Annotated in this window: 14 protein-coding genes; all 14 read right to left on the bottom strand. The window is 47.5% G+C overall.

The features are described from left to right. Positions 1–7 precede the first annotated feature (7 nt). The 14 genes from DESLBE_RS24295 to nuoH all read right to left on the bottom strand — a co-directional run bounded on the left by DESLBE_RS24295 (position 8) and on the right by nuoH (position 16,889). Entirely contained in the window at positions 8–1,894 is a 1,887-nt protein-coding gene (locus tag DESLBE_RS24295) for an aryl-sulfate sulfotransferase (protein ID WP_005813245.1), read from the bottom strand. A gap of 84 nt (positions 1,895–1,978) precedes the next feature. After that, positions 1,979–3,502 (bottom strand): SLC13 family permease, encoded by a 1,524-nt coding sequence (locus DESLBE_RS24290; RefSeq protein ID WP_005813244.1) that lies wholly within the window; start codon positions 3,500–3,502, stop codon positions 1,979–1,981. 312 nt (positions 3,503–3,814) lie between these two features. Beyond that, positions 3,815–4,744: a LysR family transcriptional regulator gene (locus DESLBE_RS24285; protein WP_005813242.1), complete on the bottom strand. Its 930-nt coding sequence runs from the start codon at positions 4,742–4,744 to the stop codon at positions 3,815–3,817. Positions 4,745–4,760: 16 nt separating this feature from the next. Beyond that, positions 4,761–5,684: a LysR family transcriptional regulator gene (locus DESLBE_RS24280; protein WP_005813240.1), complete on the bottom strand. Its 924-nt coding sequence runs from the start codon at positions 5,682–5,684 to the stop codon at positions 4,761–4,763. 26 nt (positions 5,685–5,710) lie between these two features. Beyond that, complete coding sequence (locus DESLBE_RS24275) at positions 5,711–7,516, bottom strand: ATP-binding protein (RefSeq protein WP_015944757.1); 1,806 nt, start codon at positions 7,514–7,516, stop codon at positions 5,711–5,713. A 26-nt stretch (positions 7,517–7,542) separates the two neighbouring features. Further along, positions 7,543–8,235, bottom strand: a complete 693-nt coding sequence (locus DESLBE_RS24270) for a response regulator transcription factor (protein ID WP_005813236.1) — start codon at positions 8,233–8,235, stop codon at positions 7,543–7,545. A gap of 162 nt (positions 8,236–8,397) precedes the next feature. Next, positions 8,398–8,763 (bottom strand): YraN family protein, encoded by a 366-nt coding sequence (locus DESLBE_RS24265; RefSeq protein ID WP_018210944.1) that lies wholly within the window; start codon positions 8,761–8,763, stop codon positions 8,398–8,400. A 796-nt stretch (positions 8,764–9,559) separates the two neighbouring features. Continuing rightward, entirely contained in the window at positions 9,560–11,050 is a 1,491-nt protein-coding gene (locus DESLBE_RS24255; RefSeq protein ID WP_015944759.1) for an NADH-quinone oxidoreductase subunit N, read from the bottom strand. Then, positions 11,050–12,609, bottom strand: a complete 1,560-nt coding sequence (locus DESLBE_RS24250; protein WP_005813230.1) for an NADH-quinone oxidoreductase subunit M — start codon at positions 12,607–12,609, stop codon at positions 11,050–11,052. Before DESLBE_RS24250 ends, DESLBE_RS24255 begins: the two co-directional genes overlap by 1 nt. Then, a complete protein-coding gene (gene nuoL / locus DESLBE_RS24245; RefSeq protein WP_011460436.1) occupies positions 12,609–14,564 on the bottom strand; it encodes an NADH-quinone oxidoreductase subunit L in 1,956 nt (651 codons plus the stop codon). The genes DESLBE_RS24250 and nuoL overlap by 1 nt, the downstream gene beginning before the upstream one ends. Before the next feature lie 19 nt (positions 14,565–14,583). Then, positions 14,584–14,916: an NADH-quinone oxidoreductase subunit NuoK gene (nuoK, locus tag DESLBE_RS24240; protein WP_005813222.1), complete on the bottom strand. Its 333-nt coding sequence runs from the start codon at positions 14,914–14,916 to the stop codon at positions 14,584–14,586. Beyond that, on the bottom strand, positions 14,913–15,425 hold the full coding sequence (locus DESLBE_RS24235; RefSeq protein WP_005813221.1) for an NADH-quinone oxidoreductase subunit J: 513 nt from the start codon (positions 15,423–15,425) through the stop codon (positions 14,913–14,915). Before DESLBE_RS24235 ends, nuoK begins: the two co-directional genes overlap by 4 nt. After that, complete coding sequence (locus DESLBE_RS24230; RefSeq protein ID WP_011460438.1) at positions 15,422–15,829, bottom strand: NADH-quinone oxidoreductase subunit I; 408 nt, start codon at positions 15,827–15,829, stop codon at positions 15,422–15,424. The genes DESLBE_RS24235 and DESLBE_RS24230 overlap by 4 nt, the downstream gene beginning before the upstream one ends. A 4-nt stretch (positions 15,830–15,833) precedes the next feature. Next, positions 15,834–16,889: an NADH-quinone oxidoreductase subunit NuoH gene (gene nuoH / locus DESLBE_RS24225; RefSeq protein ID WP_005813219.1), complete on the bottom strand. Its 1,056-nt coding sequence runs from the start codon at positions 16,887–16,889 to the stop codon at positions 15,834–15,836. Positions 16,890–16,911: the final 22 nt, after the last annotated feature.

Genomic DNA, 16,911 nt, shown 5'->3' with positions numbered 1-16,911 from the left:
ATTATACTTAAGCTGTAATAGACACTCCGGTCTCATAGAGTTTTTCTTCTGCGATGAGCTTTACTTGATATTTTCCGGATAATCCGGTCTTGTTGATATAAACATCGATATTGCGGGGGTCAGCTTTCTGGAACGTCCCTACACACATGGCTTGGAAGGCCTGAGGCACAGTATTGACAGGATATCTCTTTACCCCGCCGTCTCCATCCACCAAAAGCAGCTGAGCCATTTCCCCGGCCTCGAAGATGGCGTTAAAGAGAACCCGATCCTCTTCTTCTGTGATGGATGCCTCATAATGATCCGGCACTCTTTCACCTGTCTCCACAGCCTTGATCTTCATCTTTGTCTCCTGGGTCTCAATTAAATTGCCCAGTATTTCGCCCGCACCTAATTCAGCCGTTTCGTGGGCATAGTAGAGGGGCAATTTTTCAGCCCGGTAACAATTGGCCGGTACTTGCAACTCATACATCAGCACGTCATCTTTAAGCTCACAGGTAATGGAATTGAAGGTAAACACACTATCCTTAAACTCCGGTTGCAGGACTTTCATAACTGCCATACCTTCGCAGGTTTCACCGTTTTCATAGCCGATGCCGCCGGAGTGAACCAGGTAATGGCCTTCATTGTAATACTCCACATTGCAAATGTAGGGAGAGAAGAACTCCGCGCCCCGCTCTTTTCCATATTGCCATACTTGTTCTATGGTCATCTTTTCGGTATCAATACGGTACCTCACACCACGGCTGAAATTCTGGCCGTTCGGCAAGTAGTTCTCTTTTTTCTTCGCTCTGAAGTGGCCGTTATCAAAGAGCATGATATCCCCATCAGGTAAAACGACGCAAGCATGCTGCTCATACTGCCAGTCAAATTCCCCTTCCCCAACCGGGGTAAAGAAATATTTGTCCACCATGTCCTGGGGCCATCCTTCAGGATCCCCAATGATCCAGTTTAACTCACCTGTATCATAATCAAGGTTGATCACCACATCCTGGTGACGACCGGAGAAGCTTAAGCTGTGTGTCTTCTTATCGTACCAAACGGCATTATTATGAAACCAATCGTGGGCATCCTGGCTTCCGGAACCGGCTACATCCTGGGGCAGGACCTTTTTATAGTCCCATGACTTGAGAATTTCTCCCGTTTTGGCATCCAGGAGCACGCACATATCTTCAACCGTACCTGAGTAGAAATCAAAAGTAAGCACCAGAATGTTGCCATCTTCCATGACAAATTGATCATGGTGGTATCCGCCGGATAGACGGTATTCTTTGCAGATCTTCCCACTAAAGGCCATTTCATAAAGACCTGTGGTGAAATAGGGCAATTTGACCAAACGCTCCGTACCAATGAGAATATGTCCATTGGGCATACGCTTGAGATCAAAGGCAAAGTTCCTTGTGGCATACCAGCGAACTTCTCCGGCATAGTCATAGCCTACAGGCATAGCCTTCATCGCTGCCGTCAGAAACATCAGGTTGCTGCCCATGTATTCCGGGGTGGTCTTGATCGAGGTGGCCACCGGGACATCGGGATGAAGGGGCTCAGTCTTAAGGGTTATGGTGTTCTTCTGCCCATTGGCCAGGACGATTTCGAGCTTATTTTCGTAATCGGCATAGAGACCATAAACCGGCAGAATATGTTTTTTATCGGCGGGGAAGGTATGCCGGATATCTCCGGGGTGCTCTTTGCCACGAACGATTATGGTTGCCTCGGTGGCTACGGGTGTTTCAAATAAGACCATGGCCGTTAAGGGGCAAATATCATAAGGGTTGAGCTTAACCAGCGGATTCTCCAGCGTATAGTGACCCGCTGAGAATTCAGCCAGAAAAGCTTCTTCCAAATCCTTTTGTCTATGGATAATATGGGGAATCTGCTCACTTTTGATCGGATTCATTATGCAACACTCCTTATACCAATTGAGTTATTTTTTAGTCGATTTCTTCCAGGGTATTCCGCCCGTACATGCTCCAACCTTGGTTTAAAACAGCATCTTGGCCAAAGGATAACCAATGAAGATGTAATATACCAGAGTGACAAGGCAGATCGGGAAGCCCAAGCGCAGAATCTCACCGGTTTTATAGATATCCGTACGCCCATGCATCATGCCGGCATGAGGAGAAGCGGCAGGGGTCAGCATAGCCACGAAGACCATCATGGTCACGCCCATGGCCACCGGCATCGGATTCAGGCCCATCTGGTCGCAGAAAGCCAGCACTACCGGCATCAGTACCACTGCCATAGCCGCGTTGTTGGCAAAGTTGGTAAGGATCAAAGCCACTGTAAACATGATGGCTACAAAGCCCATCTCTGACTGTCCGCCCAGTATCGGGTTCAGCGCGTTCAGCAAGAAATCTTTAACGCCTGTAGCGTCATTGGACAAGGCATTTGCACCGTAAACTGCGGCAGCAATCATGAAGAAAATGCCCCAATTAAACTGTTTATAGGAAACCTCTTTAAAATTCAATACTTCTTTGCCTTGGTAGCGAATGATGCAAAAAAAGATAATCCAGACAATTGTCACGCCCAAAGGCCCTAAAGTTGCCAAAAGGTTTACCACCGGATTGCTTTTATCCAGGAAGCTCGGCACCAGCAGCATAATGAGGTACAACGGTATCATAATCATCATCGTCTTCTGGGGCCAAACCATCGGCGGCAGAGGCTGTTCTCTGGCCAGCTGATCAGCATCGACACCCTTAAGCTTGTTGACATCCGGGCGCAGGATAAATTTCAAAATGATAATATACGTGACCATAAGCAGCATCGTCATAATAAAGTTTAACGCCATATAAGATACATAAGGCACCGGTGTCAAATCAGCGGGAACACCGGTCATACTGCCATACGCACTTACCACAATCAATTGAGCGCCCATAAAGGGGAAGAAGGGCTGGCCCAAAGTCATCACGGCAAACATTCCCACAAAGAAAAAGGGCCAGATTTTATCACCGCGTTCTATCTTCAGGGTGTCCATAATGCGCAAGGTGATCGGCCACATCAGGATCAAACCGGTGATCGGCGATACCAAGGTAGAAATGACATAGCAGGTAAACCAGACTACACCCATAAAAGCATAGGGACGGCCATTGATAATCTTCCGGGTCAGCAGCCAGCGCGCAATGTATTTGGTGCAGCCCGCTTCGTCCATAGCGCCAAACAAGACCATCGCAAACAATGTCAGCAAAACCGTGTCCGCGCCAAAAGCATTGAGGAAAACGGCTTTAAAGCCGACAGCGCCTTGCCCGCCATAGCCGGATAAAGCAATCAGGGTCAGGCCCAGCAAGCTTGGCCACAGACTGCCGACTGCTGACCACAAATACACCATGCCCAAAAAAGCGCCAACGACCTTCATCCCCACTGGCGTAATCGGTTCAATCGGCGCCATAAACCAAAAAATAGCCATAATAGCCAAACCAATCAAGCAATGGATATAAACTTTTTTATCATTAGGTAATATTATTTTGTTACTAGCAGTAACTTTGTCAGCACCAGCAACAGGCTCCATAATTTCCACTCTCCTTTAATACTTAGAATCATTTCCATTACCGCAGCTAGTTTTTCGCAACAACTATCGAACATTTTATTACCTACAATATTAGAGCGCACGCAAAGAAGAAAGACCGTACTTTCACAATCCCTCCTTTTTGTTTCCTTCCGACCTTTGACATAAATAATGTTGATGAACCAATTGGTTGCTCTTATTGTAGGATATTGTTTTCCCTTTGCATAATATAGGTTTTGTTATGTCAGGTATGTGAAAAAAAATATATGCACTTACTTGTGCATATATAGCATATTTACTATTAGGTTATACCTCTTATTCTATCTGACTGATCAGGTTGTCCCGAATCAGTTCTTTAACTAATGCCAGCAATTCTCTTTCGATAAATGACAAGGATTCGTGATGAGAGTATAAGATAAAGATATCCCACTGCTCACTTAACTCATGCATGGGTATAGCCTTAATCCTTCCACTGCTCATGTATAGATCGTTGTAAGCCAATATCTCCGGAAAAATAGAAAACCCGAAGTCAGCGCTGATCAGCCTTTTCAGCAATTCAATATCCTCAACAATAATCGGCTTATGCAGAGGACATCTTAAATTTCGCGAAGTTTGGATATAGTTTTCTTTATAGGAAATCATCTTCATGGACTTAATATCGGAGAAGCTGATCCGCTCTTTATCTGCCAAAGGATTTTTGCTGCTTAAGAAAAGCAATAATTTAGCCTGACCACCGGAGATGATCTCCCATTCGATCTCCACGTCATTCAGCTGCTTGAGTAAATCCTTTTTGCCATCTTGTCCACAGGGTATAACGCCTATGGAATAGGCTCCCCGATCCATGTTCTCGACGATTTCATAATAGGGAGCCTCATGGATATGCAGATTAACCTCTGGATAGATCTCATGAAATTTCACCAGCAGATCGGGGGCTATAGCATTGGCAAAGGCTCCTGGTATCGCCATCTGAAGATTACGGATCAGAACTTTTCTCCCGTCCATCATGCCCTTGATCTTTTCACTTAAGGTCAGAATAGTTCTTGCCAGCGCCAAGGCAGCTTCCCCTTGTTCCGTAGGTGCAACTCCTGTATTACTGCGTTCAAAGATCTTCAGTCCCAATTCTTCCTCCAGCCGACTGACGGATACGCTTAATGAAGGTTGGCTGATAAAAAGCGCACTGGCCGCCTTGGAAAGGGAGCCATGTTCATGAATTTTTACGATTTGATCAAGTTGTTCTACCCGCATGAATAAAACCTCCCCTTTAACTAGGGTTGCCGGCAATTATCTCGCTGAGCATCTTCTTCAGCTGCTTCGCAGAATGAGACAAAGGTTCAGTTCTGGAATAGATAAGGTACATTTTCATTTTAACTTTATCGGTTATCTTTTCGATGGCACGATAGCTAAGTAATTCTTGTTCAAAAAATAAATCATTATGCAAGAAGAAACGCGGAAAAACGGCGATTCCCTGATTTTTGGCAATGATTGTTTTCATGACCTCACGGTTGTAGACAATCAGGAACTCCCTCTTAGCCGTATCAATTCCGCAATTGCGCAGCAAATTGCGATACCTGCCACAATAATCCACAAAGGTCATTCCTTCTAAATCAGCTAATTCTATGCTCTCTTTAGCGGCCAAAGGATGTCGCTTGCCAATAACCAGGCATAAATCATCCTCAATAATTTCCTCATAGGCCAGGTCATTACTGTCGAGGAGCTTGCGCATGGTATCGTCATCGTTGCTGGTCCACACCGGCACTCCCATTAAACATGCTCCCATAGCTACCTTATCCACGATGGCAATGCCTATATCCTCAGTAATCATTAGATTAACATTAGGGTACTTTTCATTGAAACGAGTGAGCAAAAGACCGGCAAAGGAGTTGAAAGCTCCTGGGGCAAGAGTCAGACTGAGATTGCCGGTCAGATTGGCTTCACCACTTGCCAGAGACTTAAGTTCTTCAATAGTATTGATGATTTCACGGGCCAAACCCACAACTTCTTTCCCTTGGCAGGTCGGAATCAAGCCTCCCCGATTGCGGCGGAACAGTTTATAGCCCAGCTCATCCTCCAGGTTTTTCATAGAGTGGCTAAGCTGTGGCTGGCTCATAAAGAAAGTTTTCGCCGCTTCCGAGATGGATTTCTTATTATTTACTTCGATAATATGCTGAAGCTGCTCTATACGCATAGAAACTACCCTCCCTCATCGTTCTCTTACTTGGGTAGAATCACCTTAAAGGTTGTTCCCTTGCCTACTTCACTTTCGACTTTAATCTCCCCGTTATGAGCCTCGACGATCAGCATGACAATGGATAGGCCTAATCCCATCCCCCCTTCCTTCCTTGAACGGGATTTATCCACCCGATAGAATCGATCAAAAATATGGGGCAGGGCTTGAGGAGGAATTCCCTCTCCCTGATCCTCTACATTAAATTGAATATGCTCTTCACTGTCAATGATCCTAATGTAGACACTTTTGCCCTCAGGAGTGTGGCGGAAGGCATTTTCGATGAGATTGATAAAGACTTGAAGCAAACGATCCCGATTGGCATGGATAACTCCTTTACCGTTATCCATTTGCAAATGGATTCCTAACTCATCGGCTCGTCCCTGGAAACGGTAGCCCAATTCCTGGATAAAGCCGGCCAAATCAATTTCTTTTTTCTCAAAATTCTTCCAACTCTCAAAACGGTCCAGCTCTTGAAGTTCCATGACCAATTTAGCTAAGCGCTTCGCTTCCTCCAGTACCAGATCGATGTGTTCCGTCTGCTCCTCTTTAGCGATCACTCCATCTTGGATAGCTTCCAAATAGCCTTGAATCAAGTGAAGGGGGGTGCGTAATTCATGAGTGACACTGGCCATAAAATCCCGCCGCTCTTTTTCTGCCCTTAAGGATGCGGTAATATCCCGCAGTACGGCAACATAGCCCTGTTTGCCGTCTTCAAATTGGGTTGTCGCCATAGCCACTTGAAGCACTTGGGTATCTAAGTTGAAATGGATCTTTTTATCGATCTCAACACCCTCCATGGATTCTCGTAAAAAGGCCATCAGAGTTTCTTTACGCTCTGAAGACTCTTCTTCCGATCCCGAGCCCTGCCACAGAGCTTTAGCCGGTTCATTGGTGTAGAGAATCTCCCCTTCCCCATCCAGCATAATGACGCCGTCACTGATTCCTTCGACAATGCCCAGCAGAAGATTCCTCTCCTCAGACAGCCAAGTCATGTGATTTTTAAGGCTTTCTCCCATGGAGTTCAGGACATCGGCAAGTTCGCCTAACTCATCCCGGCTTCTCACTCCGGTAATAGGCTGAAAGTCTCCATTGGCCATTTGGCTGGCACCTTTCTGCATCAAGGCTAAGGGCCGTGTCACTTGTCTGGCAAAGACTAAGCTTACCAAAGTGGCCAAAACCACAGCTGCCAGAGATACATATAAAGTCATCCGGCGAAAGGCATTAATACTATCCTGAACAGGGGCCGGTGACGTTCCCAAAACGACAATAGCTTCACTGGGATTGCCTAAAGGGGCTGCAGCAATGAGCATCGCTTGTCCCGTTTTATTCCTGGGAATCGCTTTAATCGTTATCACCTTTCCGGCCAGGACCTCGGCAATATCCGTCCTTGACAAAAAATCCGAAGGGTATAAGGAGCGGATCAGCCAGCTCATCTCCCCCGAAACATCACCCCAACCGATACGATCATTGGTTCCGAAGCTTGCCGCCACATTCCCGCCCTTAATGGCGATAATCTCGCTGTAACGGTCAATGACAACCATTTGCGTATCCGAGGACAGACGGATTTCATCAATGGCAAATAAGCGCTGCGACCAATTAGGCTGCTCTCCGAGGTAATGGGATATTTCCTCCACTTCTTTCCCCAAAGTATCCAAAGTTTGCTGGAAGTAAAAGTCACCAAAAAGCAAGGTGATGGTTACCCCTAATCCGCCCAAAACCGCGAGAATTAAAGCGGTTATAGCAGCCCATAATTTCATACTTATACTTCGCGGACGCAGGTCAAAGTTCAATTTTTTCTCCTCTTTTCGAGCGCGTACTATTCATTGACTGCTTCGGGATCGAATTTATAGCCCACTCCCCATACCGTAGCAAGCATGCTCCTTACTTTAGGGTCAGCCAGCTTTTCACGAATCTTCTTGACATGAGTATCCACTGTGCGGGCATCACCATAGAAATCATAGCCCCATACGGTTTCCATCAGCTGTTCTCTGGAAAACACCCGGCTGGGGTTTTTGGCTAAAAAGTAAAGGAGCTCAAATTCCCTTGGCGTAAAAGGAATTTGTTCATCATCGATGGACACCCGATGTTTATCCTTCTCAATTTTAAGGGGACCGAAGAGTAAGTCTGAAGAACTTATGGCCGTATTCCCCCGGGAACGCCTTAAAAGCGCTTTTACCCGCGCTACCAGCTCCTTGGTGCTAAATGGTTTCACGAGATAATCATCTGCGCCCAATTCAAAACCTAACACACGATCAAACTCTTCCCCTCGGGCTGTGAGCATTATGATCGGGATATCGGATCTCTCTCTCACATCCCGGCATACTTTCCAGCCATCTATCTCAGGCATCATTAAATCGACGATCAGCAGAGCATAGTCCTGTTTCTGAAACTTTTCCAGAGCTTCCCGCCCATTGCCTGCTTCATCCACCTCATAGCCTTCCCGTTCCAAATACATGCGAACCAAATGACGTATACGTTCTTCATCATCAATTACTAAAATCGCATTCATAGCCGTCCTCCCTCCAATCTTGTCCTATCTGCATTTTATCATACCTCTATCAATAACACATCTTCCCCGTTTCAAAATACCCGCCACCGTTCGCATTGTGATTGACGACAACCCAGTCATAGGAAAGTTTAACAGCCAGAAATGTAATCAGGTTACAGAGTACTAGATACCGCGAATCCAGATGATATCCGGCTGCTTGCCTTCCTGGTTCTGGCAACGTATAGCAATTAAATCAAAACGTAAAGAAGGCCATTCTTTATAATTCCTGAACTTTAAATAATGAGTGGCTATGCGATAAAGCCGCTCCCGCTTCTTAGCCGTAATGCTTTCTTCTCCCCACCCCCGGCTTCCCGTGGAACGAGTCCTGACTTCAATAAATATAATCGTCTCTCCTTCTCGGGCAATGATATCCATTTCTCCTAAAGGACAGCGATAATTGCATTCCAGTACAGTAAGTCCAGCCTGCCTAATATGCTTGACAGCAAGTTCTTCCCCATATCTTCCCAATGCTTGCCGATGTTCACTCATAAGCAGCTCTCCTTTGATTTTCTTGGATCTCTAAGTTTTTAGGTATTTTAACATATTAGGTCCCTTTATCCCAGCAAGAATCTGTTGTACAGTACGGCGACCGCTCATGTTGCCTTTTGCCTGGGTCGCGTAGCTTTACGCACAACGTTCACTCCATAGCTCCAGGGCTGGTTCACTCGCTATCTTAACAGCTGCGCCAAACCCCGCTGCTTTCTACATGTTAACCGTGGCTCCGCTACGTTAAGATAGCTTCGTTAACCCGACCGCCCTTCCGCTAAAGCCGTTCTCTTTTGTGCGCAAAGCTACGTCTTATGGGACTTTTTTCAAAGTCAAGTTTGCGGGTCTTCTTCAGCTCTGCTGTTCAGCTTTCTTGGTGCTTTCTTCGAGTAGTCCAAGGGGTGTCGTTAAGGATACAAAAAGCAGCTCAGATAAGGCGGCCTCCCACACATCTCCTACAACGCCTCACTCGCTCAGATCCGAAAAACAGGCCCAAGGATTTTGATTTACACAAGGGAAGCGACTTTAAGCGAGCGGAAACAAAACTTCGCGAAAAGCATGCAGCGGAGAAAGGTTGGAAACAGGACGTTTCCAAGCGCCCATTGAGCAGGAGCGATTTGGGCGGGCACCTTTCGGAGCGGAGAGCTTGAGCGTTAGTTTTGTCCGCGCAGCTTATGGAGCGACCGGTGTAAAGCAAAATCCTGGAGACTAAGCTTCCGGAACTTTCCAGAGCAGAGCAGTTCCTTACGAAAAGAGCCTCAGCATAAGCTGAGACTCTCTTAAAAGACATTATGGTATTCTATTTTACCAGGCTCGAAGCGGCGGTAAGCGCCATTTGAGCCAAAGGTGTGGGGTAAATACCTAAAACAATCGTGACAATCATGGAGAATATCATGCCAAATTTGGCCGCACCATGAACAGGCACTTCAGGTAATCCTTCCCCATCGCCCAGATACATGATCTTAACAATGGATAAATAGTAATAGACGGAAATCATACTCATCACAAAACCTATCACCGCTATCCAGACATGTCCTTGGTTGATGACTGCCGAGAAAAGGTAGAATTTACCCACAAATCCTGCCAAGGGCGGAATCCCAGCCAAAGAAAGAACGGATAAGGTAAGAACTGCGGCGGCCAGCGGGGAACGTTTTGCCAAACCTGCGTAATCCTTGATCTCAGTGCTGCCCTGGCTCTGGGCCACATGGGTAATGACCGCGAAGGCCCCCAGGTTAGCAAAGACATAAATCATCAGGTAGAACAATACCCCTTTGATCCCATCCACAAAAGCACTGACCGGATCGACTCCCCATTGGGATACCGAGCTGGCAATGGAGACTGCGATGACGCCAACGATGATGTAGCCTGCCTGAGCAATCCCCGAATAAGCCATCAAGCGTTGGATATTCTTTTGGGGGAAGGCCATCAGGTTACCGATGATCATCGTTATAGCGGCCAATACCAGAAGCAGGATGAGTCCGGCTTCAGCCATGGAATGATTGTACATCATCAGGACATAGAATCTGACCAAGGCCGCAAAACCGGCGGCTTTGGAGGCTGTGGCCAAGAATGCGGTGATGGGAGCAGGAGCCCCTTCATAAATATCCGGTGCCCACATATGGAAAGGAACCAAACTGATTTTAAAGCCAAATCCAGCCAGCATCATCACGGTAGCCAGGATAGTCACTGTATTCGCCTCAGCACCTAAGGACATGGCCACAGTAAACATCTGAGTGGAGCCGGTGAGTCCATAGATCAGGCTGATACCGTAGAGCAGAACTGCTGAAGAGGCGGCTCCCAGCACCAAATACTTAATGCCCGCCTCTGAGGATTTGGGATCATTGGGATGGTAAGCGACGAGAATATAGAAGGTGATGGTCATCAACTCTAAGCCTACATACATCGTGAGAAGATCCCCGGCACCAGCCATCAGCATCATGCCCAAAGCGGCCAAGAGGAGCAGGGGGTAAAACTCACCGCGGTAAGCCTGGAATTTAGCCACATAGTTTTTCGTGGAAAGCACTACCAGGAGTGCCGCAACGAGGAAAAGAATCTTGAAAAAGCCTGCAAATTGGTCGTGCATATACATTCCTTGCAGGAATGCCGCATTTCCACCATAGAAGAAATCATAGACAGCGTAAGCAAGGGTTCCCAAAAGGGCGAATAAGGTAAGAGGGAACATTCCTTGTCTCGACCCGCGGGGAAGGATGAGACCTACTGCGAATAAGCCAAGGCCAAGGACTGCCATAATGATTTCCGTTGAGAGTAAAGATAATTCGAAACTCATCATTAGAACAACCCTCCCATCTTCGCCTGAGTCACAGCTTCAAGCACCTTAGCTAACCCTGAAGATTGGACCCCGGTGTCGATCAATTGCAGCACGGTGTTCGGGAAGACACCCGTTATGATGATGACAAAGACCAGGACAACCAAAGGAACAAGCTCAGGACCGCGCAGGTCTTTCAGATGATCCCATTCCTTACGGCGAGGTCCAAAGAGGACATTGGCAATGAGTCGGAGGGAATACACAGCTGTAAAGATAATCCCGGCGATACCAACCACCGCATGGACCGGCAATACCTTAACCGTGCCAATGAAGATGGTGAATTCACCGATAAAGTTCACTGTACCGGGCAATCCCAGGCCGGCCATACCTGCCAGCAAGAAGCCTACGGCCAGACGGGGCATCTGGTGAGCCAGTCCGCCCAGCTCCGCAATATTGCGGGTATGGGTCTTCTCATAGATAAAGCCAATCATGGAGAAGAAGAGAGCCGACATCACACCGTGGGCAAACATCATGGCTACTGCACCATTGATGCTGGTTATATTAAGTGCCGCTACGGCAATCAGAACATAACCCATATGGCTGACGGAAGAATATCCGACCACATACTTAAGGTCTTTTTGGGCTAAAGCGATGAAGGCTGCATAGAGAACGTTAACAACCGCCAGGACGGCAATCACCGGTGCCCAGAATTTTGCTCCCAAGGGGAACACCATAAGCCCCAGGCGAATTAAACCATAGCCCCCGATCTTCTTCAGGACTCCGGCATGGATCATGCTGACCGCTGTGGGAGCGCCGGCATAACCATCGGGAGACCAGGAATGGAAGGGGAACATAGAAATCAGTGAACCAAAACCTACCGCCAACAGACCGAAGCAAATGATCTGGAAGGTCTCGTCATATTGAAGCCTTGCCAATTCATCGAACATAAAGGTCGGTCCCTGGCCCATGGCCGCCAGCTGATTGGTAGCATTGACCCACAGGGAAACCATAGCCACCAGCAATAAAGCGGAGCCCAGCAGCAGGTAGATGGTCAGCTTCATCCCTGCATACTCTTTGGTCACCCGTTTGGTGCTTCCCCAGATGATAACCATGATATAAATAGGAATAACCACGATTTCATAGAACAGGAAGAAGATAAACAGGTCCCGGGCAATGAAGGTTCCCATAACCCCGGCAATCAGGATTAAGAGCAACACGAAGAACTCTTTGACACGATTCTCGATGTTCCAGGAAGAATACACGGCAGTAAAGGCGATGAGGTTCGTGAGCAGGAGCATCGGAATGCTGATACCGTCCACCCCGAAAGCCAGATTAACACCGATATCCGGAATCAGCGGAATCGTGAGATTAAACTGCATCCCTGCTAAAGAGCGGTCATAGGCAAAGAATACATAGAGAGAGAGCAACAAGGAAGTAAGTGTTCCCAGTGCTGCCACCAGTTTGATCGTTTTTCCTTCTTCTTTGGGAAGGAAAACAATGATAAATGCTGCTAGAATCGGTGCCAACAGTGCGAATGGCAGAATAAAGGAGCCTACTTCAGGCTGAAGTGCCAATGGCGACATTACTTAACACCTCCTAGCATAGCTGCGGGATTAAGCGCCGAAAGCTGTCCTTCGCCCAGGGCGAAGACAAGATAGATAACCACAATGGCAACGAAGAATACCAAAGCATAGGTTTGCATCTGGCCTGTGGTGGTACGGCGCAAGGCGCGGCCTGAACCCCGGGTAAGGGCTGCCAGACCATTAACAATACCGTCCACAATATAGAGGTCAAACCAGTAAAGGACTTTGGCCACAATGCCATCCATAACCTTATGAATGAACCAGAGATAAATTTCGTCGATATAGTACTTGTTTTTAAGCAGTTTATAGACACCAGGGAAACGGGCCACCACATTCTCAGCCTTGATCGCCCGGGTCACATAAGTGATGTAGGCCAAGCCAATGCCCAGAACTCCGGCAATGATTGAAATGGTCGCAATCATCCAGTTAATGCTTTCATGATGGAATTCACCATAATGCACGAAATATCCGAAGTTATGCTCAGGCAAGGCAACCCAGCCGCCGACAACACTGAAGAAGGCTAAGATGATTAGGGGCAGGGTCATAACCCAAGGAGATTCGTGAGGATGATTCTCCGGTTTCTCTTCGCCCATGAAGGCCACAAAGAAGAGACGGCTCATATAAAAGGCGGTCAGGAAGGCCGTAAACAAGCCTACCGCAAAGATAATGGGGTGACCATGGTAGGCCGCCAACAAGATCTCGTCTTTGGAGAAGAATCCGGCAAAGGGCGGAATACCGGCAATAGCCAAGACCCCAATGAAGAAAGTGGTGCCGGTAATCGGCATCTTCTTCCAGAGTCCACCCATATCCCAAATGTTTTGCTTGTGATGCAGGGCATGGATGACAGAACCTGCTCCCAAGAACATTAAGGCCTTAAAGAAGGCATGGGTCATCAGGTGGAACATGGAAGCGGTTAAGGAACCAACGCCCAGAGCAAACATCATATAGCCCAATTGGCTTAAGGTCGAATAAGCCAGGATGCGTTTGATATCGTCCTGCGCAATAGCTATGGTGGCCGCAAAAATGGCTGTAAAGGCACCCATTCCTGCCACCAGCTGCAGAGCAAAAGGAGATGCGTTATCAAAGAGGAAGAACATCCGCGCCACCAGATAAACCCCGGCCACAACCATGGTAGCGGCGTGGATCAAGGCACTGACGGGGGTAGGACCTTCCATGGCATCCGGAAGCCAAACGTGCAAGGGGAACTGACCGGATTTCCCAACGGGTCCGATGAAGACCAAAATTGCCATGATGGTAAGATAGCTTACGCCGCCGATCAGGGCAAAATCATGGAAGCTGGTCGCCATTTGCACCGATAAGGAACCAGGACCATAGAAATCCAAAGTACCAAAGGTATTGTAGAGGAATAAAATCCCCAAGAGCAAACCAAAGTCTCCGACGCGGGTGGTAATGAAGGCCTTTTTGGCCGCTTCCCGTGCGGATACCTTAAAGAACCAGAAGCCGATGAGCAGATAAGAGCAAAGTCCCACCAGTTCCCAGAAGATAAACAATTGCAGAAGGTTTGTTGCTAAGACCATGCCCAGCATGGATGCTGCGAATAAGGATTGAAAGGCATAATAACGTGAAAAACCGGGGTCTCCATGCATATATCCGATGGAGTAAATCTGCACCATGGATGCCACCAAGGTCACGACAAATAACATCATCGCACTCATAGGATCAATGAGTGTACCAAAGTCAATATGAAGTCCGCCGATGCTGAGCCAGTTCACAGTGGTCAGCACGGGGTTTTCAACGATTTGCGAGCCAGACTGAATAACACCAAGACCGATAGCTATGGACAATCCAAACGAAGTAAGAATCGCCAAAATAGAAATGGTGGAGGACAGTCTTTTGGATCGCTTTGTGACTAAGGCGATGAGTAGAAACGACAGGAAGGGCAAAAAGGGAATCAACCATGCCCATTGAAAAAGATCATTCATTTCCTTGAACACCTACCTCTCCATAGACTCTCTACCATTTCAACCAGTTGAATTCATCCACATTCGTGGTACGGCGATTGCGATAGATGGCGATAACCAAGGCCAATCCCACGGCAATTTCCGCTGCGGCAACTACGATCACGAAGATGGCCGCTACCTGTCCAATGAGGGGATTTGTCCCGGGATTAGCCCAGGGGGCAAAGCGGCTAAAAGCAATGAAGTTAATATTCACTGCGTTAAGCATCAATTCAATGGACATGAGAATGGCAATGATATTTCGCTTCACGAAAACTCCGTAGAGCCCCAGGCAAAAAAGCATCGCTCCAACCAAAAGATAGGATCCAAGCCCAACGCTTATACTCATTTGCTTTCATGCCCTCCTTTCGCGATAATCACTGCCCCAATCAAGGCTACAGTAATCAGGATGGCCGCCGCTTCAAAGGGCACCATATACCATGACAAGAGCAGTTTGGAGAGTTCTACTGTGGTCCCTCCAGCAAGTGCAGGCATGGCAAGAATCCGCCAGTCACTATTGGTCAGAATAACCAAGGCCAAAACAATGAAGACAAGAGCGCTTACTAAAGCCCCTTGGGTCCATTTTTTGGTGACAGGGCTGCTTTCAGCCACATCGCCCCTTAAGGTCAGCATGACTGCAAAGATCACCATAATCGAAATTGCGCCTGCATAAACGAGAAGTTGAACTGCTGCAAGATACTCAGCATTTAAGAGGACATACAGGACGGCAACCCCGGCAAAGGAAAGAGCCAGGAAAAACGCACTGTGGACAATGTTTTTCGAGGTAACAACTCCCCATGCTGAAGCCACGGCGATTATGGCGAAAATGAAGAACACAATGGTCGCCATAGTACTCATTCGTTGCCCTCCTTCCCATTACGCTTCGAACGCTCAATCATATCCCAATATAAATCTTCAGGATAGAAGACGGAGTTCTCAAACTCCTGGGTCACGGTCAGCGCATTCGTAGGACATGCTTCCGTGCAGAGGCCGCAGAACAAGCAACGCCCTACATCCATGTGATAGGTCTTGAGAACTTTTTTATTGTTCTCATCCTTTTCACTGGTTAAGGTAATGACCTTGTTCGGACAGGCCAAAGCGCATAATGTGCAGGAGATGCACTTATCCGGCTCCAGTCCCATGGAGCTGCGAACGGTCTTGGGAAGATTCGGCATAACCTCAGGATAGAACTCTGTGATATTTGGTCCGAGCATCTTCTTGAGCACGATGCCCATTCCCGTTAATAATCCTTTACCTAACACTCTGTCACCCTCCAATCACGAGCTGATAGATATAAATCCCCAGACCCGTCAACAAGATGTTGAGAAGCGCGAGCGGTAACAAGACCTTCCAGGCCAAATGCATCAAGTGGTCAATCCGAATCCGCGGGAACGTCCAGCGCACCCACATGGAGATAAAGATCAAGAGACCTACTTTTAACCAGAACCAAGCCCAGCCCGGTAAAACACCAGGCCCTTGCCAGCCGCCTAAGAATACGGTAGTTGCCAAGGCACACATGGCGACAAGATTAGCGTACTCACCAAGGTAGAACAATCCCCAGCGCAATCCCGTGTACTCCGTAAAGGGTCCGGCGATGATTTCCTGGTCAGCTTCTAAAAGGTCGAAGGGCGCCCTGTTGACTTCCGCTTGTCCGCATATCAAAAAGATAATAAATGCTATAGGCTGCAAGAAAATAAAGGGCAATGCCGCCTGTGCTTCCACGATTTTCGTCAAGTTAAAGGTCTGAGTCAGCATGACAACCCCAAGAAGTGAGAAAATCAAGGGTATTTCGTAACTGATCATCTGCGCAACGGCGCGCATACCACCCAGCAAGGAATACTTATTGTTGGAGCTCCAGCCTGCCATTAACAAAGCAAGGGTGGAGACGGAGGTAATTCCCAGATAGAAAAACACACCCAGTTCCAGATCGATGACGGTCATAGCATAACCAAATGGAATGATGGTCAAGGTCAAAATGGGAATACCGAAAATAAACATAGGAGCAATCTTAAACATAATCCGATCTGCGTTGGCAGGGGTAAGGTCTTCTTTACCCAGCAGCTTCAGCGCATCGGCAATCGTTTGAAACCATCCCCGTGGACCTAAGCGGTTTGGGCCGGGACGCTGAGATCCCCAACCGGCAATTTTACGTTCGAGAACAATCAGTAAAAGTGCTGAAATGACGATAACCACGATGATCAGGATCATCCCGATTAAGGTCATGGTCAAGTCTGCCCAAAGCGAATACGGATCCGCAAACAACCCGCGGATGGCAGCCGCAATATTTTTTGGCAACTCATTTAACGCACGTATAGCTTCCATCTTCTTCTCCCCTCATTGAGAG

This window comes from Desulfitobacterium sp. LBE (assembly GCF_007830365.1).
Taxonomy (GTDB): Bacteria; Bacillota; Desulfitobacteriia; order Desulfitobacteriales; family Desulfitobacteriaceae; genus Desulfitobacterium; species Desulfitobacterium hafniense.
Note: the sequence above shows the minus strand (reverse complement) of the source record. Positions and strands in the feature narration are given on the sequence as shown.